Annotated in this window: 23 protein-coding genes; 17 read left to right on the top strand and 6 right to left on the bottom strand. The window is 62.5% G+C overall.

Going from position 1 to position 25,058, the window contains the following annotated elements; all coding sequences use genetic code 11:
* Positions 1–29 precede the first annotated feature (29 nt).
* The gene (locus ACOGI7_RS03410; RefSeq protein WP_419850518.1) at positions 30–3,500 is read right to left on the bottom strand and encodes a type ISP restriction/modification enzyme; all 3,471 of its coding nucleotides are present in this window, start codon (positions 3,498–3,500) and stop codon (positions 30–32) included.
* Complete coding sequence (locus ACOGI7_RS03405) at positions 3,500–6,664, bottom strand: helicase-related protein (RefSeq protein ID WP_419850517.1); 3,165 nt, start codon at positions 6,662–6,664, stop codon at positions 3,500–3,502. Before ACOGI7_RS03405 ends, ACOGI7_RS03410 begins: the two co-directional genes overlap by 1 nt.
* Before the next feature lie 275 nt (positions 6,665–6,939).
* Between ACOGI7_RS03405 and ACOGI7_RS03400 the strand changes: the two genes are divergently transcribed.
* From ACOGI7_RS03400 to ACOGI7_RS03390, 3 genes are all read left to right on the top strand, one after another.
* On the top strand, positions 6,940–7,824 hold the full coding sequence (locus ACOGI7_RS03400) for a hypothetical protein (RefSeq protein ID WP_419850516.1): 885 nt from the start codon (positions 6,940–6,942) through the stop codon (positions 7,822–7,824).
* Positions 7,825–7,944: 120 nt separating this feature from the next.
* Positions 7,945–8,607 carry a hypothetical protein gene (locus ACOGI7_RS03395; protein ID WP_419850515.1) on the top strand — a complete coding sequence of 221 codons (663 nt, stop codon included), beginning with the start codon at positions 7,945–7,947 and terminating at the stop codon, positions 8,605–8,607.
* Between the two features lie 42 nt (positions 8,608–8,649).
* On the top strand, positions 8,650–9,012 hold the full coding sequence (locus tag ACOGI7_RS03390) for a VOC family protein (RefSeq protein WP_419850514.1): 363 nt from the start codon (positions 8,650–8,652) through the stop codon (positions 9,010–9,012).
* Between the two features lie 28 nt (positions 9,013–9,040).
* Here the strand turns inward: ACOGI7_RS03390 and ACOGI7_RS03385 are convergent, their stop codons facing one another.
* Positions 9,041–9,412 (bottom strand): type II toxin-antitoxin system VapC family toxin, encoded by a 372-nt coding sequence (locus ACOGI7_RS03385; protein WP_419850513.1) that lies wholly within the window; start codon positions 9,410–9,412, stop codon positions 9,041–9,043.
* Positions 9,409–9,660, bottom strand: a complete 252-nt coding sequence (locus ACOGI7_RS03380; RefSeq protein WP_419850512.1) for a type II toxin-antitoxin system Phd/YefM family antitoxin — start codon at positions 9,658–9,660, stop codon at positions 9,409–9,411. The genes ACOGI7_RS03385 and ACOGI7_RS03380 overlap by 4 nt, the downstream gene beginning before the upstream one ends.
* Before the next feature lie 149 nt (positions 9,661–9,809).
* Between ACOGI7_RS03380 and ACOGI7_RS03375 the strand changes: the two genes are divergently transcribed.
* Positions 9,810–10,961, top strand: coding sequence for an ATP-binding protein (locus ACOGI7_RS03375; protein ID WP_419850511.1), 1,152 nt, complete (start codon positions 9,810–9,812; stop codon positions 10,959–10,961).
* Positions 10,962–11,068: 107 nt separating this feature from the next.
* Here ACOGI7_RS03375 and ACOGI7_RS03370 read toward each other — a convergent pair whose 3' ends face one another.
* The gene (locus ACOGI7_RS03370) at positions 11,069–11,389 is read right to left on the bottom strand and encodes a hypothetical protein (RefSeq protein WP_419850510.1); all 321 of its coding nucleotides are present in this window, start codon (positions 11,387–11,389) and stop codon (positions 11,069–11,071) included.
* A 127-nt stretch (positions 11,390–11,516) separates the two neighbouring features.
* On the opposite strand from ACOGI7_RS03370, the gene ACOGI7_RS03365 reads away from it, so the two are divergent.
* The 10 genes from ACOGI7_RS03365 to ACOGI7_RS03320 all read left to right on the top strand — a co-directional run bounded on the left by ACOGI7_RS03365 (position 11,517) and on the right by ACOGI7_RS03320 (position 22,060).
* Entirely contained in the window at positions 11,517–12,689 is a 1,173-nt protein-coding gene (locus ACOGI7_RS03365) for a Fic family protein (RefSeq protein ID WP_419850509.1), read from the top strand.
* Between the two features lie 334 nt (positions 12,690–13,023).
* Positions 13,024–13,344, top strand: a complete 321-nt coding sequence (locus ACOGI7_RS03360) for a hypothetical protein (RefSeq protein ID WP_419850508.1) — start codon at positions 13,024–13,026, stop codon at positions 13,342–13,344.
* Positions 13,345–13,666: 322 nt separating this feature from the next.
* A complete protein-coding gene (locus ACOGI7_RS03355; protein WP_419850507.1) occupies positions 13,667–14,122 on the top strand; it encodes a hypothetical protein in 456 nt (151 codons plus the stop codon).
* Between the two features lie 53 nt (positions 14,123–14,175).
* The gene (locus ACOGI7_RS03350) at positions 14,176–16,152 is read left to right on the top strand and encodes an RCC1 domain-containing protein (protein ID WP_419850506.1); all 1,977 of its coding nucleotides are present in this window, start codon (positions 14,176–14,178) and stop codon (positions 16,150–16,152) included.
* Between the two features lie 123 nt (positions 16,153–16,275).
* Complete coding sequence (locus ACOGI7_RS03345; protein WP_419850505.1) at positions 16,276–17,877, top strand: SAF domain-containing protein; 1,602 nt, start codon at positions 16,276–16,278, stop codon at positions 17,875–17,877.
* A 16-nt stretch (positions 17,878–17,893) separates the two neighbouring features.
* A complete protein-coding gene (locus ACOGI7_RS03340; protein ID WP_419850504.1) occupies positions 17,894–18,634 on the top strand; it encodes a hypothetical protein in 741 nt (246 codons plus the stop codon).
* Positions 18,635–18,636: 2 nt separating this feature from the next.
* Positions 18,637–19,914, top strand: a complete 1,278-nt coding sequence (locus ACOGI7_RS03335; RefSeq protein WP_419850503.1) for a CpaF family protein — start codon at positions 18,637–18,639, stop codon at positions 19,912–19,914.
* The gene (locus ACOGI7_RS03330) at positions 19,904–20,842 is read left to right on the top strand and encodes a type II secretion system F family protein (protein WP_419850502.1); all 939 of its coding nucleotides are present in this window, start codon (positions 19,904–19,906) and stop codon (positions 20,840–20,842) included. The genes ACOGI7_RS03335 and ACOGI7_RS03330 overlap by 11 nt, the downstream gene beginning before the upstream one ends.
* On the top strand, positions 20,839–21,654 hold the full coding sequence (locus ACOGI7_RS03325) for a type II secretion system F family protein (protein ID WP_419850501.1): 816 nt from the start codon (positions 20,839–20,841) through the stop codon (positions 21,652–21,654). Before ACOGI7_RS03330 ends, ACOGI7_RS03325 begins: the two co-directional genes overlap by 4 nt.
* Positions 21,655–21,676: 22 nt before the next feature.
* The gene (locus ACOGI7_RS03320; RefSeq protein WP_419850500.1) at positions 21,677–22,060 is read left to right on the top strand and encodes a hypothetical protein; all 384 of its coding nucleotides are present in this window, start codon (positions 21,677–21,679) and stop codon (positions 22,058–22,060) included.
* Between the two features lie 43 nt (positions 22,061–22,103).
* Here ACOGI7_RS03320 and ACOGI7_RS03315 read toward each other — a convergent pair whose 3' ends face one another.
* Positions 22,104–22,646 carry a hypothetical protein gene (locus ACOGI7_RS03315; protein WP_419850499.1) on the bottom strand — a complete coding sequence of 181 codons (543 nt, stop codon included), beginning with the start codon at positions 22,644–22,646 and terminating at the stop codon, positions 22,104–22,106.
* Between the two features lie 191 nt (positions 22,647–22,837).
* Here ACOGI7_RS03315 and ACOGI7_RS03310 point away from each other — a divergent pair, with 191 nt between their 5' ends.
* Genes ACOGI7_RS03310 through ACOGI7_RS03300 form a run of 3 tightly spaced genes read left to right on the top strand, consistent with a single transcriptional unit; the run spans position 22,838 to position 25,048 of the window.
* Positions 22,838–23,476, top strand: a complete 639-nt coding sequence (locus ACOGI7_RS03310) for a hypothetical protein (protein ID WP_419850498.1) — start codon at positions 22,838–22,840, stop codon at positions 23,474–23,476.
* Position 23,477: 1 nt separating this feature from the next.
* Complete coding sequence (locus ACOGI7_RS03305) at positions 23,478–24,518, top strand: hypothetical protein (RefSeq protein WP_419850497.1); 1,041 nt, start codon at positions 23,478–23,480, stop codon at positions 24,516–24,518.
* A 44-nt stretch (positions 24,519–24,562) separates the two neighbouring features.
* Entirely contained in the window at positions 24,563–25,048 is a 486-nt protein-coding gene (locus tag ACOGI7_RS03300) for a prepilin peptidase (protein ID WP_419850496.1), read from the top strand.
* Positions 25,049–25,058 lie beyond the last annotated feature (10 nt).

The following is a 25,058-nucleotide window of genomic DNA, read 5'->3' as shown; positions in this document are numbered from 1 at the left end:
ACATGTGAGTAGCTCACCTTGCAAGCGGTTCATTTAGAGGGCTTGCCTTGGGCGGGGGTTGGGGTGGGGAGGTCGGTGGCGAGGATGAGGGGGGAGGTGAGAATGTCGTCTAGGAGTTTGGCGGCCGTGGGGGTGACTTGGATGGTGTGATCGAGGATGGCGAGGAGACGGAGGAGTTCTTCGGTTTGGGTCCACTGGGTGGGGCGGATGTCGTCGAGGGGGCTGGACTTCTTGCCTTTGCGGGCTTGTATGCGGTAGCCGAGCCATGAGGGGAGGACTTTGAGACCAGAGACTTCGAACTCCCAGACTTCGGGTGCTACTGGGGCGAAGGTGCCAGTACCGATGGTCAGGGTTCGGGCTTCAGGATCGTAGGCGAATTTTTCGGGCATTCCCTCCACGGTGGTGATTTCCTGGGTGGGTGCTGCGGGGAGGTGTGGTTGACCGAATGGGGCGAATCGCTCCCCCCAGGTGTGCCACCACACCAGATCGCGGCCCAATTCCACAGCTTGATAGAAGAGATCCGCATTGGTGGTGATCGGTATATGTACGGGACTTGCTCCCTCGGCTAGCTCATCGGCGAAACGTTCACTGAACGTGGTAGTTGCCCCCAGAGCGTAGATGTAGGCCAGAAGATCCTCCGCTGTGGCTTCAATGTTGAGCTGTTGGCCCAGGGATTCGAGAAGCCCTTCCGTGATGTTGGCGTCACTTCCCCTACTGTCGCGATACAGCGGAATCACGTCCTTCGCTCCACGACCGCTGAAATAGTGAAGATCGGGAACGTAGGGGCTGACTGTGATCACAGGACCATGACCAAGCTTGGTGGTAGTCAGCGTGGCAAGGAAAAGCTGGTCCGGCCCTAATGCACTCCACAAATCAGGCCTTGCTCTGTCAGCCAGTCGATGGTCAGCGATAATCCATTGCCGATCAAAGCTCCTGAAGCCGTACTCCACTATGCCTTCTGGTTCATCACCTCGGTCAAGTAGGCCAAGTGGCCGTAGCGGTGTGCGACCATCAAGCAGAGGCATTGGCGTGCTCTCGAGGTTTCGAAACCCGGTTTCTCTGAGCATTTCTCCTCGATGACGCGGGACGGCTGCCACTACTTCCCGCCATCGCCTTTCCAGCAATGCTCTTGTCTCACCGATTGGCCAAGTGCGCTTTAGCTGACAACCTGAGTGGACCCATGGGAAGAGGTCGGAGAGCTGGGGCCAGTCGTAGTACTGAGCGTCACTCTGAGGGGTCAGGCGGTCCAAACGGTCACCAGCCACCTGCTCACAGATGTCTCCCAACGAGAGCTTCCTTAGCTCAGACAGTTTCTCTTCCCTTGTGCCTATGACGCGGTGATAGCGGACGGAGCAGGCATCGGAGCGAGCGGCACTAGTCCGAACACCTACGGTTATGGCCACTTGTATCTGGATGTCGAATACGTTTTCTTCTTTCTGGGCGCCACGTCCCTCGCCGCCGAGGTCGACAATCCACAGCTCATCGAACGCGTGGCGCAGTAGATTGCGGACTCCGCTGATCTTCCCGTCGAGATACGACGAAGCGGTGATGAACGCAACAACACCGGGACCGGAAGGAAGCTGAGTGGCCTGCCATACGGCCCACACCCAGAAGTAGATGTAGTCGTTATAGACGTTCTTGATGTGGACACCTTGACCAGCCGCCCTCATTGGGTCGGTAACGGTGTCGAGCAAAGGCGCATTGCCGTTCTTCTTGGCACGCCCAGTCCTCCACTTTGCCGTTTCAGCATCAAACCAGGGCGTAACGCCAGGGGCGCCGTATCGGACGACTCCCCCTTTTCTGCTGCCAGAATGACCTTCTGCGTGTTCCTCGCGGTCGTAGGGCGGGTTACCAATTACGACTGAGAAGCGCTCTGACTCCTTCAACTCTGCAGCGCGTTTACCTTCTTCGGCGACCGGGTCGCATTCAATTTCGAGCTGACCTTGGCGAGGGGCGTGATCAAGAGTGTCCGTAAGAAGCACCCGGGCACCGCTATCGGCAACGCCTTCACCGTGCAGTTCCAACGCCACCTTGAGGTGGGCAATGGCGTAAGGACCAAGCATCAGCTCGAAGGCGTGCATTTGAGGCAGGACATGTTCGCGCAAGTGACCTGGCCAACCATCCGTTGAGCCGGTTTGCGCCACAAATGACTCCTTGGCCATCCGCAGCCAGGCAACCAGAAAGGTCCCTGTTCCAGTAGCTGGATCGAGCACGGAGATGAACGGCCTTTCGCCATCAATTCCTTCGGGCACATCAAAGCCGTTCCGCTCGGCGACTTCGCCCCACGTCGATGGGTCGGCAACTCCCAGTGGCAGGCCAAACCGAGTCCTCAAGACCTCGTCGGTAGCTCTCACAATGAAATCGACCACGGGCTGGGGGGTGTAGAACGCCCCAGCATTGGCCCTCAATTCGGCGTCGTACTTCTTTAGGAATTCCTCATAGAAGTGGATGACAGGGTCACCACCTTTGGCGGTGGAACCGAACCGGTCGAGAATTGACTCGACGTTTGTTGCCCTCAAGTCGGCCACGAATTGCTCGATTCCGCTGCCTGCCATATCGAGCGAAGCTGCTTCGTCATGGACCTGCTCAAAGAAGGCAGCTAGAAACGGATTGGCTAGAGGAACTGCTGAGAAGATCGGAGAAGAGCCAAAGCCCTCCGGGTCGGTGATCCGACTCGTGAGCGTTCCGTAGACCAAGGTCTGAGCGCACATGTCAGCAAATCGAGTGGCATTGACATCGGATACGAGCTGAGTTCGAACCTCATCCATCAGCGTGGAGAACGGCCCAGCACCCTTCTCTTGCCTCAGCGCTTCTGCAATCTGGTCCCTCAGGTCACTCGCCGTACGAGCCATGCGGTCGGCCAGTCGAGAAGCATCCCCGATCTCCTGACCGGGACGGAGTTTGAAGGCCTCTCTCCACTGCGTCTTCCAGAGACTTGGCTCACTGGGGTCTTCAGGCCACTCCAGTGCCGGCAGGAGCTCTTCAGCAAGCCGAGTCAGATACGGATGGGGCGAATGAATCGGTCGCCAAGCAAGCGACCTGATTCTCGGGAGACGCTCTCCTTCGTCAAAGAACGCGATGAAGTGCATCTCAACCGTCGGACCGTTGCCGGTGAACACGATGAACAGCAGATCGTCGAGGCTCCAAGACGGGCGATTCCCTCTGCTCATCTGCCGCTTTCGAGTGACAAGCGCTTGGAGAAGTCTCCGGAGCTGGGTAATCGGCAACCGCGGACCGCCAAATTCCACAAGGAAGATCCCCCAAGGCTGACCAGCGGTAAGCGGGCGCATCTGCTGAAGACGAGTGAGGTCCGGGAGCTTGTCTTCTGCGATGCCAAGTTCGGCAGGGTCCCAGTTGTAGGTGCTGTCTTCCAGATTGTCGTCTTCTAGGTCTGCGCCTTCTAGAGGCCAACCCAGCTCATCTCGCAAGTAGACAGAGACTTGGGCAAAGGTGCGGATGCCCCGCAACGCTTCAATACGGTCTTGGAGCGCAGTGGGCATCAGTTCAGCTCCATCCAGCACATCAACTTGGGTTTAGGGGCGTCTAGGGGAACGTTTACTTGCTTGAGGTAGGTGTCTCGGACATGGCTGACCACCAGTTTGCGAGCATCAGTCAGGGTTGGCCTATCGGCGATGCAGCGGCGAGGGGTGTTGGGCTTGGAGCGGATGCACTCGATGATCTCCCCCGGCGATTCCAAGACTCTCTCTTGGTCGAGGTCCCACAGGTACCACCTAGTGGGACCTGCTTCCAGGGTGTACATCTGCTGCTCTGTGTCGAGCGCAGGCAGCCCGTAGCAGAAGAATACCCCTCGGGCCCCTCTACTGAGCTTCTTGCGGCCTGAGAAAACTGAGCCGGGAAATTCGTCGAGCCGCTCGGCCAACTCCGGGTGCTCCTTCATTAGGGTCTGGTACTCCAGATGCATGTCCTCAACCGCGGTGCGGGCACCCTCGTAGGAGGCATTGAACTCCTTCAGCGCCTCATAGTCGTCTTCAGGGGTGAGGAGCTTGCGCCCCTCTATGCCCATCGTTTTCGAGATTAGGAGTGTCTTGTGGGTGACCCGCTCGTACAGGGTGAGCATCTTCTTGAGGTCGTCGGGCGGCAGGAAGTTCCAGAACAGCACTTGCTCCCGCTCACCAGCTAGCTCTGGATGGTCCGCAACCATGCGAGACTCGACCTCGGGATTCATGCGCCGGTCTACACGACCGATGCGCTGCATGAGCCGCACGGGGTTCCAGTGGATGTCGTAGTTGACGAGCCGGCTGGCGTCTTGGAGATTGAGACCTTCCGACAACACGTCAGTCGACACCAGCACCCTGATCTCCTTGCCACCGTTGGCAGCCAGCTCTTCTGAGCTGCTGGCGTTGTAGTAGGGGGCGAACCGGCGGATGATGTCGGCCCGATTCACCGTCGATCCTCCGTCGATCTGCTCCACACCGTCGATGCCTGCCTCCTTTAAGTGAAGAGCGACATAGCGAGCAGTGTCGGCAAATTCGGTGAACACCAAGACTTTCCGGTCGACCAGGTCTTTGCTGCGAAGCAACCGCGTGAGTTTCTTGAGCTTGTCATCCTGTGCCGGCGTGAACCGGCTGGTGAGCTCTAGGAACTGGGTGATCTGGTCGAGGTCGAGAAATACCTCGCTCAGAATCTCCGGTACGTCATATTCGTCGCGGGACAGTTGGTTGTCGGCGGCAGCATCAAGCAACTCCGGGGGTATGACGTCCTCATCGGCATCTGCTTCCTCGTCTTCATCAGCAAACGGAATACCGAGCTGGCTATCGGGGTGGTAGCCGATGGCCGAAGCGTGCAGGCGCTTCCAGCGGTCGTAGCGCTTCTTCTCCGACTCGGTCTCGCTGTGTACCTCGACAAAGGCCAGGAGCTTCCGCAGCAGTAGATCGAGCGACTTTTCGAAGGCGTAGACCGAGCTTTCGAATCGCTTGAGGAACAATGTGCGAATGAGGCCGACAACCTGCTTCTGGCGGTTCTCCTCGAAGGCATCGATGCTGTCGTCGGGGCCGATGTAATAGGCCAGCGGGTAGTAAATGGCCAACGAGAAGAGGGGGTCCTTCTTCTCAAAGGCCTTCTCTAAACGGTCAAGCACTTCTCCGTAGGAAGAACGAAGGGAGTACTCGGCCACCTTGGGAGGACGGCGTTCGGGAAACGCTGACGACTCCCCTCGCTCCTGAACTTGGCTGGCTTTGGCGTATGCCCGGCTGCGCTGGACTACCAACGCGCCGAAAATCTCGTTGCCTGACAGAGCCTCCCTGGCCTCAGATGTGAACCCCTCAAAGAGCGTGCCCTCCTGTCCGCCCAACAGCGCCTTCAGCTGGCGTTCCATCACGTTGAAGCGCCCGGTGAGGCTGTGGACGCCCAGGGTCTGGGAGAAGTAGGCGTCGTCGCGGTGAGTGAATAGCTCAACCATGTGGCGGAAATCGGCCAAACGGTTGTTGACCGGCGTGGCGGTGAGCATGAACACCTGCTTGGGACGTGTCTTGGCATCCAGAAAGTCGAAGAGATGCCAGTAGCGAGATCGAATATCGGGTTCATTGGGAGATTCGGGGCGGCGGCCTCGGCGTCCGGGATTGCGGAAGTGGTGGGCCTCGTCGATGACCACGGCATCAGCCAGTTCGGAAATGCGTTCGAACCGCTCCAATTCGCTGGGGCGGTTCAGGTCGGTGTGGTTGAACAATAAGAGGTTCGAAAAATCGGCACCGCCATCGAAACCGCCGATGTGTGGTAGCCAGCGGCGCAGGTGAGGTTCCCACACGCCCTCCCTGGCCGCTTTAGGGGCAAATATCACGACCCGCTTGTTCTCATGGAGCACCAGCCTCTCCACCAGCATCAGCCCGACGAAGGTCTTGCCCAGACCCACGCCGTCGCAGAGGAATGCCCCTCCGTACTGGCGGGCGATCTTCATCAACGACCAGTAGGCCTCGCGCTGGTACTGGTCGAGGTGGGGGAACATCCGTGAGTGGGCCTCGTCCCACTCGCCGGCAGTGAGTTCTCGGCCCCGGAAGAACTCGTGGAGGGCCTTGGCGTAGACATCGAAAGGAGTGAACTCCGCCGTGTGGCGAGTGATGGTCCTCAGCATGTCCTCGGTGACCTCTTCAGCCTGATCCCAGTGAATGTCGAACCAGTCCTGGAGCTCGGCCACCTCCCGGCCGCTCTGGATTTGGATGTTGAGCTCAACGTTCTTGGTCAGCCCGGCCCCGGTGAAGTTGCTGGAGCCGACGAGCGCCTTGGCCCCAACCACGTCGAGCTTGGCGTGGGTGATGTAGGCCTTGGCGTGGAACTTGTCCTGCTTGTACACCCGGCACTCGATCTTGCCCTCCTTCAGGGCCTCGACCACTGCCTCAACGCCTTCCAGGAAGGGGTTGTCGTCCTTCTCGGACTCCAGACTCCCGTCCAGCCGTCCAACTCGGTGACTTAGGGCGTCGACAAATGCCTTGCGGGTCTTTAGCGAAACCTCGTCACCCATGAGAATGCGGATCTTGTCAAGCTGCTGCCACTTGCCATCAAGAGCCAGCAGCGCCCCAATCTCGAAGAACCCCGTGGCGACATCGAACGAGTCGGCTAAGTCAGTCCACTGTTGGAGGTACTCAAGCCCCGTCCACCCCGACACACTGTTGTCAACAATGAACAGCTCCCCGCCGCCCCTATCGCTCACGTCTGCAAGCTACCCCAAGGCAGTGACAGTTCATGTAGAGGAAGATCTCGCCGACAACATGGCGTCTTGCATCCAAGCCATGCCGAAGAAGCACTAAAGCGCCCTGTTGTCCCCCTGATGCTAGAAGGCGCAGCATGCCCAGCAAAGTGCTGCCCTGTGCAGCATACGGGACCCCCATGTCCACGATATGCCGCATGGAACGATTTGTGAGGTAGACAAAGTGCGGCATTTTCTCAATATACTGTTGCGAAGCGCCGGCGGTCGGCTAACCTGTGGTGACCAACGGCGTGATGGAGGATGCAATGACAGCTTCAGGTGAAGGACAGACAATGACTCACGGTCCGCCTCTGGCCCAAGACTCCGACACAGCACGGGCCAGAATCGGCTTCCCCTACGAGAACCTTGATGAGGCAATTCGCCTAGCTGAAACGATCCGCAGCAAGGGTGGAACTTCCTGCGAGCTTACGCAGCTTGCCGCTTGGCTCGGAACTACCAGGTCAAGTAGCAAGTTCCGAGGACAGGTGTCGGCGGCGAAGATGTTCGGCCTGATTGAATCTCGAAACAAACTGGCGTCACTGACCGAGCTCGGCACGGCTATCGTGGACCCGCGGCAACGGGATTCAGCAAAGGTGGAGGCGTTCCTTGAAGTCCCTCTCTACCGAACACTGCACGACAAGTTCGCCGGGCAGCTACTTCCACCTGATGAGGGCCTCGAGGCAGAGATGTGCTCGTTGGGGGTTTCGGATAAGTCTGTAGCGAAGGCTCGACAAGCATTCCAGCGGTCGGCCAGTTCGGCAGGATTTTTCGCAGCAGGCAAGGATCGGCTAGTCCGTCCATCTGCATCAGACCATGGCTCTGGATCCGATGTGGCTGACGAGTCTGAAGAAATACCCCCTGCTCCTAGTGCCGGTTCCCAGGATCAGGGGCAGGAGCAGGAACAGCTTGGACCGTCTGATCCGCTGCTTACCGGGCTCTGGTCAAAACTGCCTGACGCCAAGCCCTTTTCGCCATCAGAACGTTCGCAATGGCTGGATCTAATGCGCCTTGCTCTGGATTTGGTCTATGGCGACAAAGAAGAGAGGGCGACCCAAACAACGTCCACGTCGGCCAAGCCTCCAGAACCCACCTCACATGCAGCCAACACAGAGCCAACCCACTAAAACGAGCCGGGCTGGGTGGCACCAATCGGTGCCACCCAGCCCTCAAATGTCTGCTACCAGGAGCATCACCAAAGGTGAGAGGCCCACATGGAGCGTACATAGAGGATTTTAGCAGACAGCATGACAAGTAGCACTCCGACCCAGTACCGATACAGCAGCCAATCTCTAGAATCGCTCAGTTCTGTCATTTCGGTCGAGAGATTTGGCACCTATCTTCGGCACGCCTCGGGCGACCGCAGACGTGCAATGCGCCTATACGCTCGAAACGTCGCGCTTGGTGGTGCCTTTCATGGGCCATTGCAAACTCTCGAAGTCGTCTTGCGAAACGCCGTGCATGACACCCTGGCTGCTCGCTTCAATGACCGGTGGTTCGAAGATGCCAGTCTGCTAGAGGAAAACGAAGTGCGAAGCGTCGTGAGGGCAACAGAAAAGTTGGAGATGCCATGGACGGCAGGCCAGGTCGTGGCCGAACTCAACTTCGGATTCTGGGTAGCCCTTTTCGCCAGGAGATACGAAGAGCGGCTATGGCGTACAGAACTACACCTTCTCTTTGCTCCAAAGCAGAACCGTAAGGAACTGCATAACCAACTCAACAGGTTGCGCACGCTGCGGAATCGAATCGCGCACCATGAGCCCATCTTCCAGCGAGACCTCGCCACTGACTATAAGAAGATCCTGTGGATCCTGGACATGTTGTCCCCTGAAGCTGCTAAGTGGACCGATCACCACAGCCGTGTGTATGAGGTCCTCGACACGAATCCTTCTCGGATCACTCGCTTCTAGTCTGTCGGAACTGACTACCGGCAGGGATACAAAGGAGGCCCCATGATCACTGCGGCTGCGACGGTTGCTGTTTATGTGGAAGACACGGATGCGTCTTTGGGGTTCTGGGTGGACAAGGTGGGATTTGAGGTGCGGGTGGATCGGGCGATGGGGGCGGAGCGGTGGGTGGAGGTTGGTCCGCCGGGCGCGGCTACAGCCTTGGTGCTGTATCCCCGCAAGATGATGAAGGGCTGGGAATCCCAGCGGGCCAGCATCGTTTTCGAGTGCGATGACATCGAGGCCACCTATGCGACGCTCGTCGAGCGGGGTGTGAGCATCGAACTTGAGCTCAGAGACATGCCCTGGGGGAAGTTCGCCGCCTTCCAAGACGACCTCGGCAACAGCTACGGGCTTCGCCAGAAGTGATTTCGCGCCTCCCCTGTCGGATTCGGAGTCAAGCGGGGAGGATGTTGGCTCCGTAGAGCCCTATCTGAGGATCTCGGGTGACGAGCAGAAGATCGTAATTCAGCGCTTGGGCGACGAGCATCCGGTCGAACGGGTCACGATGGTGATCAGGCAAAGAGCCGGCCAGTCGGGCGTCGGCATAGGTGATGGGGAGTGGCTCGAAATCGTCCTCGACTACCGAGTCGAAGGCCTCGTCGACGCTCAACTTGCCCCGGGCCGTCTTGATGCTGATCTCCCATATGCTGGCCGCGCTGACGAACTTGACATTGTCGATGTCAGCGATTGCCGCGGCAGCTTCCCGCTGAATCCTCTCTCCATGAACCCACCACAGCAGAACGTGGGTGTCGAGCAGGAGGTTCACTCCCAGTTCTCATCGTCAAGATCACCCTCGAAGGCAGCGATGATGTCCTCTGGTGTTTCGTCAAAATCAGGGGCAATCCAGATTTTGCCTGCCAAACGGCCAGGAACGAGTTGCTTCCTCCGCTCCCGGTAGGGCACCAGCCGAGCCATTGGCTTGCCAGCCTTGCCCAACACGAGTTCTTCCCCTTCAGCAACCCGTTCAAGCAGCTTCGACAGATGGGTCTTGGCCTCGTAAACGTTTATCACCATAAACCCACCCTACCCCAAGTTGGTCAGACTAGACCAGACTATTTTTGGCCGGCACCCAGCTGTACGATGACGAATATGGCGAATCCGAAGAACGGAATCAGGGTGAAGGAGGAAGTCAGGCTTTAGGATATCATGATATTCTAAAGTTTATGTTTGATCGGTTGTTAGTGCTGCCGGCGCCTGGGACGGAGACCTTCTTCTTGTGGGGGCCGCGGCAGGCGGGGAAGAGCACCCTGCTCAAACAGCTCTATCCCGATGGCGTGTGGGTTGATCTGCTGAAGGCGGACGAGTTCCGCCGCTATGCGACGCGTCCCGAACTGCTGCGCCAGGAGCTCGAGGCATCGGGACCGGACCCCTCCCGACAAGTCGTCATCGACGAGGTCCAGAAGGTGCCCGCCCTGCTCGATGAGGTGCATTGGTTGATCGAGAACCGCGGGCTGCGCTTCGCTCTCTGCGGGTCGAGCGCAAGGAAGGTTCGCCGGGGCGCGGCGAACCTTCTCGGCGGACGCGCCATCCGCTATGAGATGCGGGGCCTGACCGCCGGGGAGATCGGCGACGGGTTCGACCTCGACCGCGCCCTCAACCACGGCTACCTGCCCCGAATCTACGAGTCGGCCCGGCCCCGGCAACTCCTCGATGCCTACATCGCCGACTACTTGAGAGAGGAGGTGGCCGCCGAGGGCCTGGTGCGGAACCTGCCCGCCTTCTCCGACTTCTTAGACGCGGCTGCGCTGAGCGACGGCGACCCCGTCAACTACTCGAACATCGCCCGCGAGTGCGGCGTATCTGGCCCCACCGTCAAGTCATATTTCGACATCCTCACCGACACGCTGCTCGCCCACAGGCTGCCGCGCTGGCAGCGGCGGGCGAAGCGCCGCCTCGCCGGAGCGCCAAAGCTCTACTTCGGCGACGTGGGCGTGGTGAACCGCCTAGCGCGCCGGGGCGAGCTCGAACGCGGCTCCGACAGCTACGGCAAGGCATTCGAGAACTGGGTCTTCCACGAGCTGTCCGCCTTCGTCTCCTATCGCGACCTCGACGAGCGACTGGCCTACTGGCGGCTCCCCAGCAAAATCGAAGTCGACTTCATAATCGGAGACATGCGGCTGGCCATCGAGGCAAAGGCGACCGCCAGAATCACCAGCAAACACCTCAAAGGCCTCCGCACCCTGGCCGAGGAGCACCCCGACGCCCGCAAAACCGTCGTATGCCTCGAACCCCGCCCCCGCCGCACCGACGACGGCATCGACATCTTGCCGACCACCGAATTCGCCCACCGACTCTGGCAAGGGGATCTCGCTTAAGGGCCGAGCGGACCGGCGCTGCTGACGGCCGCCGGTACCCGGCCACCGTTTTCTCGGAACGGCGCAGCACGAACCTGAGATGCGACTACCGCTCGGTCAGCAGATCATCACCATTCTGAGACTTCCTTGTTGACGATCCCCCAAAAGCCAAGCGCCGTTTCCAACTTCTCGTCAAACGTCGGGTTGGCCACCGTCGCCAACGCGTCCTCGATCACATGGATCAGCGCGCGCCCGACAGAATCCCTGTCGTCGCAGTTCAGCAGCGCCGTCACCAGACTAGCCGCCGCCACCAATTGAGCGTGCTCGGCCTCATCCGTATCCTGAGCAGCACTCAACGTCTCGTCCACCAGCCGAATGACCTGCGCCCAAGCGGCGGACGACCTGCGTAACAGTTGCCTCTGAGGCGGCATGGGATCACCTTGAACCATGAAGTGACTATACCGACGCTAGGAATAGGTTCGGGTGGCCGAGGAATCGGCTCGCTAGCGGACGGGGGCATGGACAAAGTTCTGGACAATTATATGGACAAAATAGGGGTCCGTTAGTACGGTTCAGATGATGGAGGCCTACACCGAGTCCCATCCATGGATCACGTTCAGCGCCTCAGACGTCAATGATCTGCCACCACGAACATGGATGCTCCTGGGTGAGGCTAGGGCGATTTGCGAGCAGATCACCAGCACTCCGCTAAAGCCCGGTGTTGTCGAGCACCTCAATGAGGTCGCGCTGATCAAGGGTGCCCTAGCCACTACAGCGATCGAGGGCAACACTCTCAACGAGGAGCAGGTCGCTGGCATCTACCGCGGTGAGTACACCGCACCCCCATCGCGGGAATACCAAGAACGAGAAGTGCGCAGCGTGCTAGATGCCCTCACCAAGATCGATACGCAGGCAACGAGCGGATCACTCGCACCTGTTACCGCCGAGCTCATCTGCGACTACAACTTCCAGGTTCTCAATACCACCGAGTACGCGCCTGACGCTGTACCAGGTGAATTTCGGGACCACTCAGTTATGGCGGGCCACTACCGCGGGGCACCAGCCCAGGATTGTCCATACCTAACCCGCCGATTGGCCGAGTGGTTGGAGAGTGACATGTTCCGCTCCGATGATCCTGACACCGCCTTCGCACTCACCGTCATCCAAGCGATCTACGCCCACCTCTACATCGCCTGGATACATCCGTTTGGAGACGGCAATGGGCGCACCGCCCGGTTGCTGGAATTCATGCTGTTGGCCCGGTCAGGACAACTGCCTCTGCTGGCCGCACACCTACTGTCCAACCACTACAACCTCACCCGCGACCAGTACTACCGGGAACTGGAAGCCGCCAGCAAGACAAGCTCAACGCACGGCTTCCTCGCGTACGCTGCTCAGGGACTCGTAGACGGGCTAAGGGAGCAAATCGGCTTCGTACGGGCACAGCAACTGAACGTCTCTTGGACCAATTACGTGAATGAGGCAATGGACCGATTCCCCACCAGCCAAGCCAGCAATCGTCAACGTGCCCTGGTCTTGGCCATGCCGTACGACGAGGCCATATCCCGAGAGGATCTGGCAGTCCTCACACCGGCGCTAGCAGCTCTCTATGCCAAAGCCGGCCCCCGAACTCTGAGTCGGGATCTCAACCGACTGGCCAGCGCAGGACTGATCCTGCGGGAGGGACGAAACTGGAAGGCAAACATCGACGTCATGTTCACATTCATGCCTCCTGCTGCTACCCCCTGATCGACGAGAGTCGCCCTCGCGGGCGGACGGAGGCGGGGGTTAGGTCGGTGGTTTTGGGGACGCCGATGAGGGCGAGGGTGCGCGTTAAGTCCTCTGTGAATTGGTCGATGAGGTGGTCGACGCTCTGCTCAAAGGCCGACGGCTTCGCCACCATCCGATATAAACGGCAACATCGGCTCTGGCAGCAGCCGTCCAGCCGCGGCCAGCCCCAGCTTCCAGGCAGACCGACAAACCACGTCTCAATTCGGGGTCGACTTAGGACGGAAGTATATTGAAATATATTTTAGTTGTATGGCCGGAGGGCGGGGTGTAAGGTGGTCGCAAGGAGGTTGAGGTGATCATGTTGGTCGATTTGATCCCAATTTTCGCCACTTTGCTGGTGGTCGTGGCTGGGCTGATGCGCCAGCAGCACGTCGACAACACGAAGACCCGCGACCTCATCGACAAGACGAGCAAGGAGAACCGGGACTTGATCGAGAAGAAGAGCGACGAGAACCGGGAGTTGATTGACAGGAATCGGGATTTGATCGAGAAGTACCACTTGGAGACGGCTGCCAGCATCGGGGAGGTCCGAGAGCGCCTGGCCCGTATCGAGGGGCACCTGGAGATTCGGCCGACCCCGCCACCCGACGACGCCACCGCCGAGGCAGCCTGACCCCTTCGCCCACAGCCGCCAAAAGCAGACCGGAGCGGGAGGTTGAGCGGTTGCTGAACGCCTTATCACGAGCCTGTAGTTTGCCTAGTTAGATGTATGATTTTTAATGTAAAAATTGAGCTAATAAGATTATAGAAATAAGAACATCGTCCTTGTGCAAGTTATTATTTAGATAATCCCCCCTAATGTTGTTGTTGAGGCGTTCGGCGGCTGTTGCTGGCCGCGGCGAATAGCAGGCTTCCCCACATTTGCATTTGCAATAAGGCGACAGGTGCCAATATAAATTACTCAATGCAAGCCCCCCCCCCCCCCCCACTGCCGCATGTTCCGGCGTGACGATGAGAGCGGCCTTACCACTTTGGAGTGGCTGCTCATAGTCGCCGCCGTCGCTGGCCTCGCCGCCTTGGCCGTCGTCTTAGTCCAAAACGTTGTAGACAGCACCGCCGAACAGATCAGCAGTTCCAGCGCCCGCGAAACCGCCGCCAGGGTCGCCGCCGCCGACGTCGAACAACAAGCCTATACCGCAGCAGAAGCTCTTACAGCTGATACTGACGAAGCAATGGCCAACGCCCTCAGTCAAGTGAATCTCAAGTACGAACGGCTCTGCAATCGCCTTGGTATTACCTACAACAACGTTCCAGGTATCAGTTTTGCATGGAAAGATGGATTAAATTCAACAGGGTCGGGTGACACTGAAGCCAAAAAAGCAGCCTCAAGGAAAGCGAAATTCCTTGACAAAAACACCGGACGTGCCCCAACGTGCACAGTTGGAAGTTGACAATGGCTTGGGCTAGTTGTTTTTCGTCTGCGTTTGTGTGGAGTGTTCGTCGTTTGGCGGTTGTTTTGGTGGTGGGGTGTTTGGTGGTTCCGGTGTTGGGGGTGGCGGCGGTTGGGGCGCAGCCGGCGGCTGAGAGCGGGGTTACCAGTGAGCACATCATTGAACGTGACGGGTTGATTTACGCCCAGGAATCGCTGTTGAACGTGTACCGCTGCCGGTTCGGCATCGACACCGGCGTTGTTCCCGGCGGCTGCGACGGCGATGAGCCGGGCCCCACGGCCTCGCCGCCCGGCGACTTCGAGGGCGCTCCCACCTCCCAAGAGCTCAAGCAGCGCGACCGGCTCATCGCCGACCAGGAAGCCCTCCTCAACACCTACCGCTGCCGGTTCGTCATCGACACCCACGTCGTTCCCGGGGGCTGTCCCGGCCAATACACCGCCGTCGCCGCCGGGCTGTTGCACACATGCGCTATCGGAATTGGTGACACCGTGGTCTGCTGGGGCCGCAACGACCGGGGCCAGATAGATGCGCCCGCTGGCCAGTACACCGCTGTCGCGGCCGGCACCCGGCATGTGTGCGCCATAAGAGCTGACGACAAGTCAATCGCCTGCTGGGGCGACAACCGCCAAGGCCAGTTGGAGGTGCCCGACGGCCAGTACACCGCCGTCGCCTCCGGCGGGGAGCATACGTGCGCCATCAGGGTTGACAGCACCATCGCCTGCTGGGGCCCCAACAGTGACGGCCAGGCAGAACCGCCCGCCGGCCGGTACACCGTGGTCGCTGGCGGTGGGGTGCATTCGTGCGCCATCAGGGCCGACGGCACCATCGCCTGCTGGGGCAGCGAGAGCGATGGCGTGAGGGACGCTCCCGGCGGCCGCTACACCGCCATCGCTCTGGGCAGGGAGCATTCGTGCGCCATCAGGGCCGACGGCACCATCGCCTGCTGGGGCCGCAACACCCGCGGGCAGCTGAATGCGCCCGCCGGCCGGTACACCGCCATCACCTCCTCCACGGGGCATTTGTGCGCCCTCGGAGTCGACGGCACCGTCGCCTGCTGGGGCCGCGGCGAGAACGGCCAGACTCAGGCGCCCGACGGCCCGCACACCGCCATCGCCGCCGCCGGGGGGCATTCGTGCGCCATCAGAGCTGACGGCACCATGGCCTGCTGGGGCTTCCACGACTGGCGACAGGCGGACGCTCCTCATGGCCCGCAAACCGCCATCGCCGCCGGAACTCGGCATTCGTGCGCCATAGGAGCTGACGGCGCCATCGCCTGCTGGGGCCACAACGGCGACGGCCAGGGAGATGCGCCCGATGGCCCGCACACCGCCATCGCTGCCGGTTTCCGGCATTCGTGCGCCATCAGAGCTGACGGCGCCATCGCCTGCTGGGGCCGCGGCTTCGAAGGTCAGTTAGACCCGCCCGACGGCCAATACACCGCCATCGCCTCTGGCGGGGAGTACGGGGGGCAGTTGTGCGCTCTCAGAACTGACCGCACTATCGCCTGCTGGGGCCGCAACGACTACGGCCAGGCGACCCCGCCCCCCGGCGAATACACCGCCATCGGCGTCGGCGATGGGCATTCGTGCGCCATCAGAGTCGACGGCACTATCGCCTGCTGGGGCCGCAACGACCACAGTCAGGCGACCCCGCCCCCCGGCCAGTACACCGCCGTCGCCGCCGGGGCGAGGCATTCGTGCGCCCTCAGAGCCGACGGCGCCATCGCCTGCTGGGGCCGTAACAACGACGGCCCGGCCACCCCGCCCGACGGCGAATACACCGCTATCGCCGCCGGCCTCTGGCATTCGTGTGCCATCAGAGTCGACGGCACCGCCGCCTGCTGGGGCCTGAACTGGGATGGCCAGATAGACGTACCCCCCGGCGAATACACCGCCGTCGCCGCCGGGGCGAGGCATTCGTGCGCCATCGGAGACGACCGTTCCGTGCGGTGCTGGCACTGGACCACCAAACTGCCCCAAGGCGTGGACTGGAGAGGCATTTTCACCGGGCTGTACGTTCCGGTTGTCTAGGCGTCCACCAGTCTGCTGTGACCAGGCGGGAATTTGACGAATAGCGATCCTTTCCATTTGCCGGAGGATGCGGCCGCAGAGGCCCAGCCTGAGGCGGCAACCGGGAAGAAGGCACGACCGCAAATGCCGGTGTCGACCCGGCGGATACTCCTGATCATCCTGGGTGTGTTCGTTCTGGCCGCGAGCGTTGCCGGCTTTTACTTCGTGTCCGATGCCTTCGACAAGCGCACGCCGGTGCTGGTGGCCGCCGTCGACATCCAAAAGGGCGATCCCATCAGCGCCGACCTGCTCACATCAGACCTTGCGGTCATGGGATCGATCCCCCACATTCCCTACACCCCGGATGCGCAGTTGGCGTTCGACGGATTCACCGCCTCACAGTCCATCCCGGCGGGCACCGTCATCTTGGGCGACATGTTCATCCCGCCGACGCTGCCGGGCCCCGGCGACCTGGAGCTGACCGTGCTGTTCGACACCAGCCTCCTCACCTCCCCGGCCTTCAACGGCGACACCGTGCTCATCGTCGCCCCGGGCGTCGAGTCCACAGCCGAAGACCCCGGACGGCCCCACGAGGCGATCGACACACTGGTGCTGAGCAACTACCACGACGGATCCATAACCATGTTCTTCTCACCCGAAGAACTGGGAGAGCGGTCGGCGTGGAAGCTGCTGCCCGAGGCCATCGGCGCAGCCCCCCAGATCATGCTCGTGCCCCTCGGGGCCGACCCCGAGGAGTTCGCCCAGCTCATCAACGCGGCCTGGCAATCGGAGTGGGAGACGCGAGCCGCGGCCGCCGCCCTCCTCGCGGCGCAATCGCAACCCGAGCCCGCCGAAGAAGTGGCCGCGGATTCCGACTCCGGCGCCCTCGAGTCTCCGCGTGAATCAGCGGCCGCCAGAGGCGAGCTGGAGTTGACCGTGCAATTCGATACCAGCCTGCTCACCTCTCCGGCTGACAACGGCGACACCGTGCTCGTGGTTGACCCGGGTGGGTCCACAGCCGGCGGGACAGCGCCCATCCTGGGCCTCGAGTCCGCGGCTAGCGGCCCCGGCCAGCGGCCCCAGAAGGCGATAACCCACATGGAGCTGAGCAACTACGAGGCCGGGACCATGACCATGTTCTTCAAACCCCAGAAAGAAGAATTGGAGGAAATGTCCGCGTGGAGGCAGCTGCCCGAGGTCATCGGCGCCGCCCCGCAGATCATGCTCGTTCCCAGCGGAAGCGACCCCGAGGAATTCGCCCAACTCCTCAACGGCGTTTGGCGGTCGGAGTGGGAGGCAAGGGTGGCTCGTGCCGCGGCTGCCTTGCTTTCGACGGAACCGGAGCCCGGATCCGGTGAACTGGCCCTGTCCGCCGAACTGGAGGTGACTGTCCCGCTCGACACCAGCCTGACCGCCACAGAGGTCTCTGAAGGCGACACCGTGCTGATGGTCGACCCCGGCCAGCCGCCCGAAGGCGACGATGTGGGGCGGCCCCGCAGAGTGCTGCAAACAATCGAACTGGAGAACTTCGACGGCGCGGCCACGCGGCTGCTCGTGCCTCTGGATGAATGGCTTGAGTGGTTTTATTGGGTGCGACTCCCCGACGAGCTGGGCGCTGCGCCCATAGTCCTGCCCATACCAGAGGGCGCTGACGTCGACGCCGAGATTGAGCGCCTCAACGGGAGATGGCATGACCAGTGGCGGAGCGCAGTCGGCGAGCTATCCGCCTCGGAAGGGGCGGAGTAGTCTGATGCTAGGGATCGTGTCCGCCCCAGGCGCCGGCCTCGATGCCGGTTTGGTCGGGCTCTTGATGGCCCGGCGGTGGGGCGCTACGGGCAGGCAGACGATCTTGATCGATGCCGGCACCGCCGGCGGGGCATTGGCCCGGCGTCTGGGCTCGGCGATGCAATCGGAGTACCTCCCCGCAGAGCGCGGCCTTCCCTCACTCATCGCCGCCCGCGAACCCCTCACCCTCAAATTGATGGCCGACCATTGCTACAGCCTCGACGGCGCAGCGGGTTTGCGGTGGGTGCTGTTCGCTCCCGACCATCCTGACGGCGCCAAATACGCCGTTCGCTGGCTCTCGCAACGGGCCAGCGAGCTCATGGCGATCGACCGGGAGCGCTCCATCGTCATTTCGTGCTCGCTGCCCGACGACGAAGACGATCTGCTGCCGCTGCTGAAAGTGATGCCCCGACTCGTGCTCCTCGCCCCGGCGCGTACCCGCGAGGATGCCGAGGCGCTGCAACTGTGGTGCGAGCGCCGCGGACTGCTCGACGACTCCCACAGCGGAACCGCGCCGCAGCGGGCCTTCGTGGTCATCGTGGGACCGACCGTGCTCGAAGACGATGAGATCGAGGGCATCGCGAAGCTGCCAGTGGCCGGGCACCTGCCGGAGATCGACGACAAGAAGCTGCTGCAAATGTCGAGACGCCGCCGAGACCGGGCATCGACGCGGGAGTTCGACCAGGTCTTCGAGCTCTGCCTGACCATGGGGGCGTAGCGGTGCTGTTGCGGGAAGAGATCTGGGATGCCATCAAGCCGCAGGTGCAGAACTCGAGGCTGGCTGCCGTCGCGGAGAACCAAGACGCGTCGGCGCTGTGCCAAGAGATGGCCAAGAACCTGGTGAGCGCCCACGAGGCCCGCGAGCTGAACACCACCGGTCGCCGCCTCACCGATGCCGACCTGGAGTGGCTGTGGGATCAGGTGGCCGCGCTGTTGGGGGTTGGCCCGATGGAGCGCTTCTTGCGCCGCGACGACGTGGAGGACATCTACGTGTTCGGCCCCCACCGAGCGGTGCTCGGATTGGTGGGCGGGAAACAAGAGCATGTCTTGGAGCCGGTGTTCAAAGACGAAGAGGAGATGATCCGCTACATCGCCCATCTGGCCACCACCCACGGCCAGACCGGGCGGCGCTTCGACCAGTCGGCGCCCCTGCTCGACCTGCGCCTTCGCACCGGCGAGCGCGTGTTCGCCGCCATGGAGGTGTGCGGCACGCCCTATCTGACCATCCGATGCCACCGCCAGATATCCATCCGGCTGGAGGACATGGTGGCGTCGGGATCGATCTCGCCGCAGGCGGCCGATTTCCTGCGGGCCGCGGTCAGGCCCCCCTCCCCGTCGAACATCTTGGTGTGCGGCGCGCTGGGCTCGGGCAAAACCACGCTGCTGCGGGCCCTTTTGGCCGAGATAGGCCCCTCAGAGGTGGTCTGCACGCTCGAGCAGACCTTCGAGCTGTTCTTGGAGCAGTCGCACCCGCTCACGTTCGCGGCCGAGACCCGTGAGGCCAACAACGAGGGCGCCGGCGAGATCGCCATGGAGGAATTGGCCAGGCGCTCGCTGCGGTCCGGCGCCGACCGGGTGATCGTGGGCGAATTGCGGGGACCGGAGGCGGCCACCTTCCTGTCGGCGTGCGGCACGGGCTCCGACGGCTCGATGGCCACCATCCACGCCTCCACGCCCTCTCAGGCGCTCAGCCGCCTCGTTCGCTACTGCATATCCGCCGGGGCCGGCGAGATGCAGTCGTCGCTCATCCAGGAGGCCGCCGAGGTGATCCATCTCGTGGTCCATCTGCGGGGCGATCCCCGCACGGGTTTTCGAGGGGTGAACACCATCTCTGAGATCATCGGCACCGACGGCAACCGCTTCGAGATGCACGACATCTTCGGCCACCGCCACCGCGGCGAACCGATGTCGCTTCTGGGCCGACCCCGGAATTCCGATGTCATCGACCGGGTCGAAGAAGCCGGGCTCGACCTGTCGGACTGGCCCCATGGCGACTGAGCCTCTCCTGGGCATCTCGCTTCCCCCGCTCTCGGCGGCGGCCGCGGGGGCTCTTGTCGCCATCGGCCTGCTGGGCATCGGCTTCTCCGGCCCCTTGAGCCGCAAATGGGCCAAAGAGGCCGAGAAGTCCAAACACAAGCGGGGCAAGGCCGAGCGCGTCGAGGCCGAGGGGGCCGAGGCGAGGCGGCGCTTGGGCGCAGTCGAGATCACCCAGGCTTCTTGCGCCGTGGCGGGCGCGCTGGTGGGCTGGTGGGCGACGGAACTGCTGGGCATGGCCTTACTCATCGGCGGGATGGGCGCACTGCTGCCGGCGTTCATGGCCGCACCCCGCCGACGGCGGCGCCAGATGAGGGTCGCCTTGGCCTGGGCGCTGTGGTCGCGCCAGATCGCCGAGCTGGCCCGCTCCGGCGCCACCCTCGTCGACTCGCTGGCCGGCAGCGTAGAGCACGCTCCCCGCGAGCTGGCCCCTGTCGTCGAGAAAGTGGCGACCACCGCCCAGCTTCACGGCTTTGACGCCGCCATGGACGAGTTGGCCGCTTCTGGCGATGTCTGGGAACCGGAGATTGCCGCCGGGCTGCGTATGGCCTCCACCGTTGGCGGCGCGACCGCCGACCCGCTCTTCGACCTGTGCGAGCGCATCAACGACACCGTCGAATTGCATCGGGCCAAGAATGAGGGCGTGGTTCAGCTATGGGCCCAGACCATCGCCCTGCTGGCCCTGGCCACCGGCATCGTGTCGCTCATGTACGCCAACAACCCCGGCTATTTCGATCCGTACAGCACCGGGACCGGCCAGATGGTGTTCGTGCTGATATCGCTGGTGCTTCTGGGATCGACCGCATTTTTGGTGTACCACTCGACGGTGCGCGAAAACCCCTCCATCCTGGTCCCACCCAAGCGGCGCAGCCGGGCAAACGAGCCGATATGACCGTCGCCGCGGCCGCCGGAGTGGCGTTCGCCCTCGGATTGGGGTTGCTGGCCGCGGCTTTCCGACGCCCCCGGCCCCGCACCGAGCGGCGATCCGACTTCGCCGAATCCCTCATCGGCCTGCTGCCCGCCGTCAAAGAGAGCGATCAGCAAAACCTGCGCCTCGCGGGCATCACGCCAGAAGCCTACGCGGTGCAGCGCTTCGCCGGACTGGTGGTCGGCGCGCCAGTGGGGCTGATCCTCAGCCTGCTGCTGGGACGCGGCCCGGTCGGCACCGCGGTGGTCACGCTTTTGGTCGCGGCGGTCGGCTGGTACCTTCCCCTGTTCGGCGCCCGCGACACCGCCAAGAGGGCCCGAGCAGAACTCGACCAGGTGATCCGGGTGTGGATCGTGCTCGTCGCCCAGCAGGTATCGGCCGGGGCCAACCCGTCAGCCGCGATGCTGGCCAGCGCCCAGGTGAGCCGGCACCCCCGCTGGGGGCTGCTGCACCGCTTCTTGCTGGCCGCCCAGCACGATCGCCGCCCCGTCTGGCAGGGACTCGACGACATCGTGCAGCGCTACGGCCTCCACAACCTGGCGCCGATCGTCTCGTCTCTGGGCCTGGCCGCTGATCGCGGCACGCGCCTTTCTGAGGCGGTGGTCGACGCCGCCCAGTCGCTCTGGGACGACACCATCTCGCAGCAGCGCGAGGCTGCCAGCCGCCGCGCCCAGATCATCGTTTTGCCCGCCACCGGAGTCGCCCTCGCCCTCGCCGGCATCCTGGTGTACCCCCCGTTCACCACCCTGACCGGCAGCGGTGTCACCGGGCTCTAGACAAGCAGGCCGGAGCCATCCGATGCCGGTGTCCGCCCGCGGCGAACGCGGTCTGGTGACTTTGGAGTGGATGCTGATCGTGTCCGCCATCGCGGGCCTGGCCGCAGTCTCAGTTCTGACGGTACAGCAGGTGCTCGACACCGCCACCGACCTCCCCGCCGATCCCGACACCCTCATCGTCGACGCCGAGATCACCGCCGCCAAGCTGGCCGCTGAAGCAACTCAGGCCATGCGGGACAACCCGTCGGGATACCCGGCTCTCGACAGCGCATTCTCCGATCGCTGCGCGAACATCGCCACGACCCGCAATAGCAGTGTCATCGAGGGCACGCCTAAGTGGACCCCGCCAGAACCTGGACCGACGGTGGAACCCGCAATATGCAAGTTGACCCGACATGCAAGTTGACCCGACGCTAACCCGGAGGCCAAGGCCGAAGTTTGAGGCTCGGTCAGCACACCGCCAATTGGTTTTGAGCCGGCAGTACATAGCCGCTGTCCGCTTCGATCTGCTGGTCCAACACCGCCGGACCGGAGGCCACCGCGTACACCCGATCGAGCCGGCCGGGCCACAAAGCGGCCATCGGCCCGAACACCTCTCCCTCGACTTTGACCTGCACCCATCCCGCCTCGCCCTCCTGCGGCAGCCCCTCCGACAACGGCGCATGGCACCAATCGCTCTTCACCTCGGTCGCACCCGGTGTCCACCACCTCCATCCCTCTCCCCGGCCAGCCACGCTCGCCGCGGCGTCTTTGGCCTCGTCCGCCATCGCCGCCACATCCTCCGGTTGGGCGCGAAGATCGGAGGCGGCCGCAGAACGCCACGCGGCCCGCAACCCCGCCGACGCCGCCACCTCCGCCTCGGCCTGGGCGTTGACCACGATGAACGTGTGTACCAGCAGCACCAGAATGGCCACCAACAGCACCGGCCACAACACCAAGAACGCCAGCGTCTCGCCGCTGTCGTCTCGGCGGCTGGGGGCAAACCCGCTCATCTCCAAATCACCCTCGTCCCACCGGCACAAGAGCGCCGGCAAAAGGGTGAACCGACATGCTCATAAAAGCTCCGACCCGAATGCTATTGAAAAGCGTTCCGACTATCACACGCGTACTCAGGGCGAGAGGCGCCAAGACACCGGCCCCTCGCCGCCTCGACCAATCCGGCGGCGCGATAAGCCTCTGGGTCGTGCTGATGGTACCGGTGGCGGCCTTCGCCGCGGTCGTCGCCATGGCCGGACCGCAGCGCATGGCCGCGGAGTCGTCGCTGGAAGAGGCGGCCGATGATCTGGCCACTTTGGCCGTCACGCTTCGAGACGGGAGAAACATCCCAGAGGGGAAGATCGAGGGGTTTCTCCCCGACTGTCGATTTGATGGTCCCCAAGACACAAAGCTGCAAGAGGTCTGCAAACTGCTCTTGGGCAACGATGCCGATTCTGAGGGGTACTTGCACCGCGACCTCGGGTACCTGGGCATCGACACCAACTCTTGGGAGGGCTTCTACAGCGACTCGCTGGTTCCGCGTAGTAGCTCTCCCCTGCCCGACGAGCACAGGCACTATGGCGACTCGCTGGTTGATCGCCTTGATTCTTGCCTCATCTCCGACGATTTGGAGACGAGGAACGCCGTGTACGTGGCACTGGCCGCCGACTGGGAGAACGGGGGCTGGGCCGCAGCCCAAGCCTGGCCCAACGGGGTGCGCCTGGGAACCGAAACAGTAGCGAGGCTGAACCAAAAGCGGCTCCCCTGGACCCCAGACCACTGCGAATCCGAAGATCTCTCACCCCCTCCTCCTTCCGATTCCCCGCGAACCGTCTTCTCTGATTGAGATGCCGACAGACAGGCACCGCGAACGCGGTCAGCAGCAGCCGAGGGGCGAGAAGGACGGCAGCAGTCGCCCCGAGGCCAACGAGAGGGGCGCAGCCGCGCCGCTGGAGTTGGTGATTCTGGCACCCCTTCTCATGTTGCTGGTTGTGTTCGTTCTGTGGGCCGGGCGAGGCGGGCGGGCCGTTCTGGTGGCCGACCTGGCGGCGGGTGAAGCCGCGGTGGCCGCAGCGGTGTGCTGTGAGGATGGCCCATCGGACGCCTCCGAACGCAAACGGGAGGAGGTGGTCAGCCAAGTGCTGTCGGCCCGACCCAACCTCGATTTCTTGTGCATCGGCGGCGTCCGCCCAGCTGCGCTGGACAGCGATGGTAAATTCGTGGACGAGGAATGGCTAGAGCGCTTCAAACCCGAAATCCCCGGCAGGGCCTCAGGGGTAGGGGTGATCGGGGTGAGACTCAAGTGCGAGACCGATGGGGCGGTGGCGCCCTTGCGCGGCTTGTTCCCCACGGTGAGCTTCTACGGCCAAGCCGCCGAGGTAGTGGCGATTCCCCCCCGCCTCCTGATCTCCATCAACGACGCGCCACCAGTACCGGAAGGCGATCCCGGCGATACCAACGAACTCGAGTTCGAAATCAAGTTCAGCGCTCCCAGTACCCAAAATGTGGATATCAACTACGAAAAAACAACAGACGGAACAGCAGAGGACGACGACCACGAATCTGCCTCAGGCTCAGTGACGATTCCCGAAGGTGAGCACTCCGGGACCATCTCAATCCTCATCACAGGCGACGATGCGGTCGAGCTCGATGAGACTCTTGAAATCGAGTTGGAGCTGCTGGCTCCCCCCGACCTGTGCGCTCCCAATGCCCCCAATCCCCCCGCGCTGGCCAACCCGAAAGAGCCAAGTGCCGATATCGAAATTCAGTGCGACGATCCCAGCGATATTTCGACTTACGGGATGCCCATCGATCCCATCACCAGGGAACTCAAACCGGACTACTGGAAGACCCAGGTAACGGGCACGATCCTAAATGACGACACCTAGCCCAACCCTTGAGCCTGGATCCCCAGGCTCTGTCAGGATGCGCGGTGCTTGAAGGAGGTCTGGTGTGGGCCGCGGTGGGGGTGTGGGCCGTGATGGGGGTCTACGTCTCGGTCACCGACCTGCGCGAGGCCATCATCCCCCGCCGGGCCTGCTGGACCGCTGGCGGCGCCATCGCCGCACTGCTGGCCGGTGCCGCCGCGGCCACTGGCGACCCCCTCCGGCTGGGGCTGGCCGCAGCCGCCGCCGCGTCGGTGGCCCTGCTGCTCGAATTGGCCTACCGCAAATGGCCCGAGAAGATCGGCTACGGCGACGTGCGGCTCATCATCGTCAACAGCCTGCTGGCCGGGTGGTGGGGCATCCCCTGGGCCTGGTGGGCCCTGTGCGCCGGGGCACTGGCCGAGTGGCCCATCGCGGCGGCCGCGCTAGTCCGCGAAGGCCGCACCGCCCGAGTGCGATGGGCCCCCGGCCTGGTGGCCGGCACCGCCGCCATCCTGGCCTGGCGCCTATGGACCGAAGGCCCCACCGCCTGACCAACCCCAT

Origin of the sequence: Candidatus Poriferisocius sp. (assembly GCF_965204145.1) — a bacterium.
In the GTDB taxonomy this organism is placed as follows: domain Bacteria; phylum Actinomycetota; class Acidimicrobiia; order Acidimicrobiales; family Bin134; genus Poriferisocius.
The sequence above is the reverse complement of the archived record's forward strand: the minus strand, read 5'-3'. Positions and strand labels throughout refer to the sequence as shown.

What these genes read in the sequence shown, in the direction of transcription:
- ACOGI7_RS03375 (WP_419850511.1), top strand. Translation starts at nt 9,810, where the DNA reads ATGTTTGATCGGTTGTTAGTGCTGCCGGCGCCTGGGACGGAGACCTTC.
- ACOGI7_RS03315 (WP_419850499.1), bottom strand. Translation starts at nt 22,646, where the DNA reads ATGAGCGGGTTTGCCCCCAGCCGCCGAGACGACAGCGGCGAGACGCTG.
- ACOGI7_RS03355 (WP_419850507.1), top strand. Translation starts at nt 13,667, where the DNA reads ATGTTCCGGCGTGACGATGAGAGCGGCCTTACCACTTTGGAGTGGCTG.
- ACOGI7_RS03345 (WP_419850505.1), top strand. Translation starts at nt 16,276, where the DNA reads ATGCCGGTGTCGACCCGGCGGATACTCCTGATCATCCTGGGTGTGTTC.
- ACOGI7_RS03410 (WP_419850518.1), bottom strand. Translation starts at nt 3,500, where the DNA reads ATGCCCACTGCGCTCCAAGACCGTATTGAAGCGTTGCGGGGCATCCGC.
- ACOGI7_RS03395 (WP_419850515.1), top strand. Translation starts at nt 7,945, where the DNA reads ATGACAAGTAGCACTCCGACCCAGTACCGATACAGCAGCCAATCTCTA.
- ACOGI7_RS03305 (WP_419850497.1), top strand. Translation starts at nt 23,478, where the DNA reads ATGCCGACAGACAGGCACCGCGAACGCGGTCAGCAGCAGCCGAGGGGC.
- ACOGI7_RS03320 (WP_419850500.1), top strand. Translation starts at nt 21,677, where the DNA reads ATGCCGGTGTCCGCCCGCGGCGAACGCGGTCTGGTGACTTTGGAGTGG.
- ACOGI7_RS03325 (WP_419850501.1), top strand. Translation starts at nt 20,839, where the DNA reads ATGACCGTCGCCGCGGCCGCCGGAGTGGCGTTCGCCCTCGGATTGGGG.
- ACOGI7_RS03370 (WP_419850510.1), bottom strand. Translation starts at nt 11,389, where the DNA reads ATGGTTCAAGGTGATCCCATGCCGCCTCAGAGGCAACTGTTACGCAGG.
- ACOGI7_RS03365 (WP_419850509.1), top strand. Translation starts at nt 11,517, where the DNA reads ATGATGGAGGCCTACACCGAGTCCCATCCATGGATCACGTTCAGCGCC.
- ACOGI7_RS03380 (WP_419850512.1), bottom strand. Translation starts at nt 9,660, where the DNA reads ATGGTGATAAACGTTTACGAGGCCAAGACCCATCTGTCGAAGCTGCTT.
- ACOGI7_RS03390 (WP_419850514.1), top strand. Translation starts at nt 8,650, where the DNA reads ATGATCACTGCGGCTGCGACGGTTGCTGTTTATGTGGAAGACACGGAT.
- ACOGI7_RS03330 (WP_419850502.1), top strand. Translation starts at nt 19,904, where the DNA reads ATGGCGACTGAGCCTCTCCTGGGCATCTCGCTTCCCCCGCTCTCGGCG.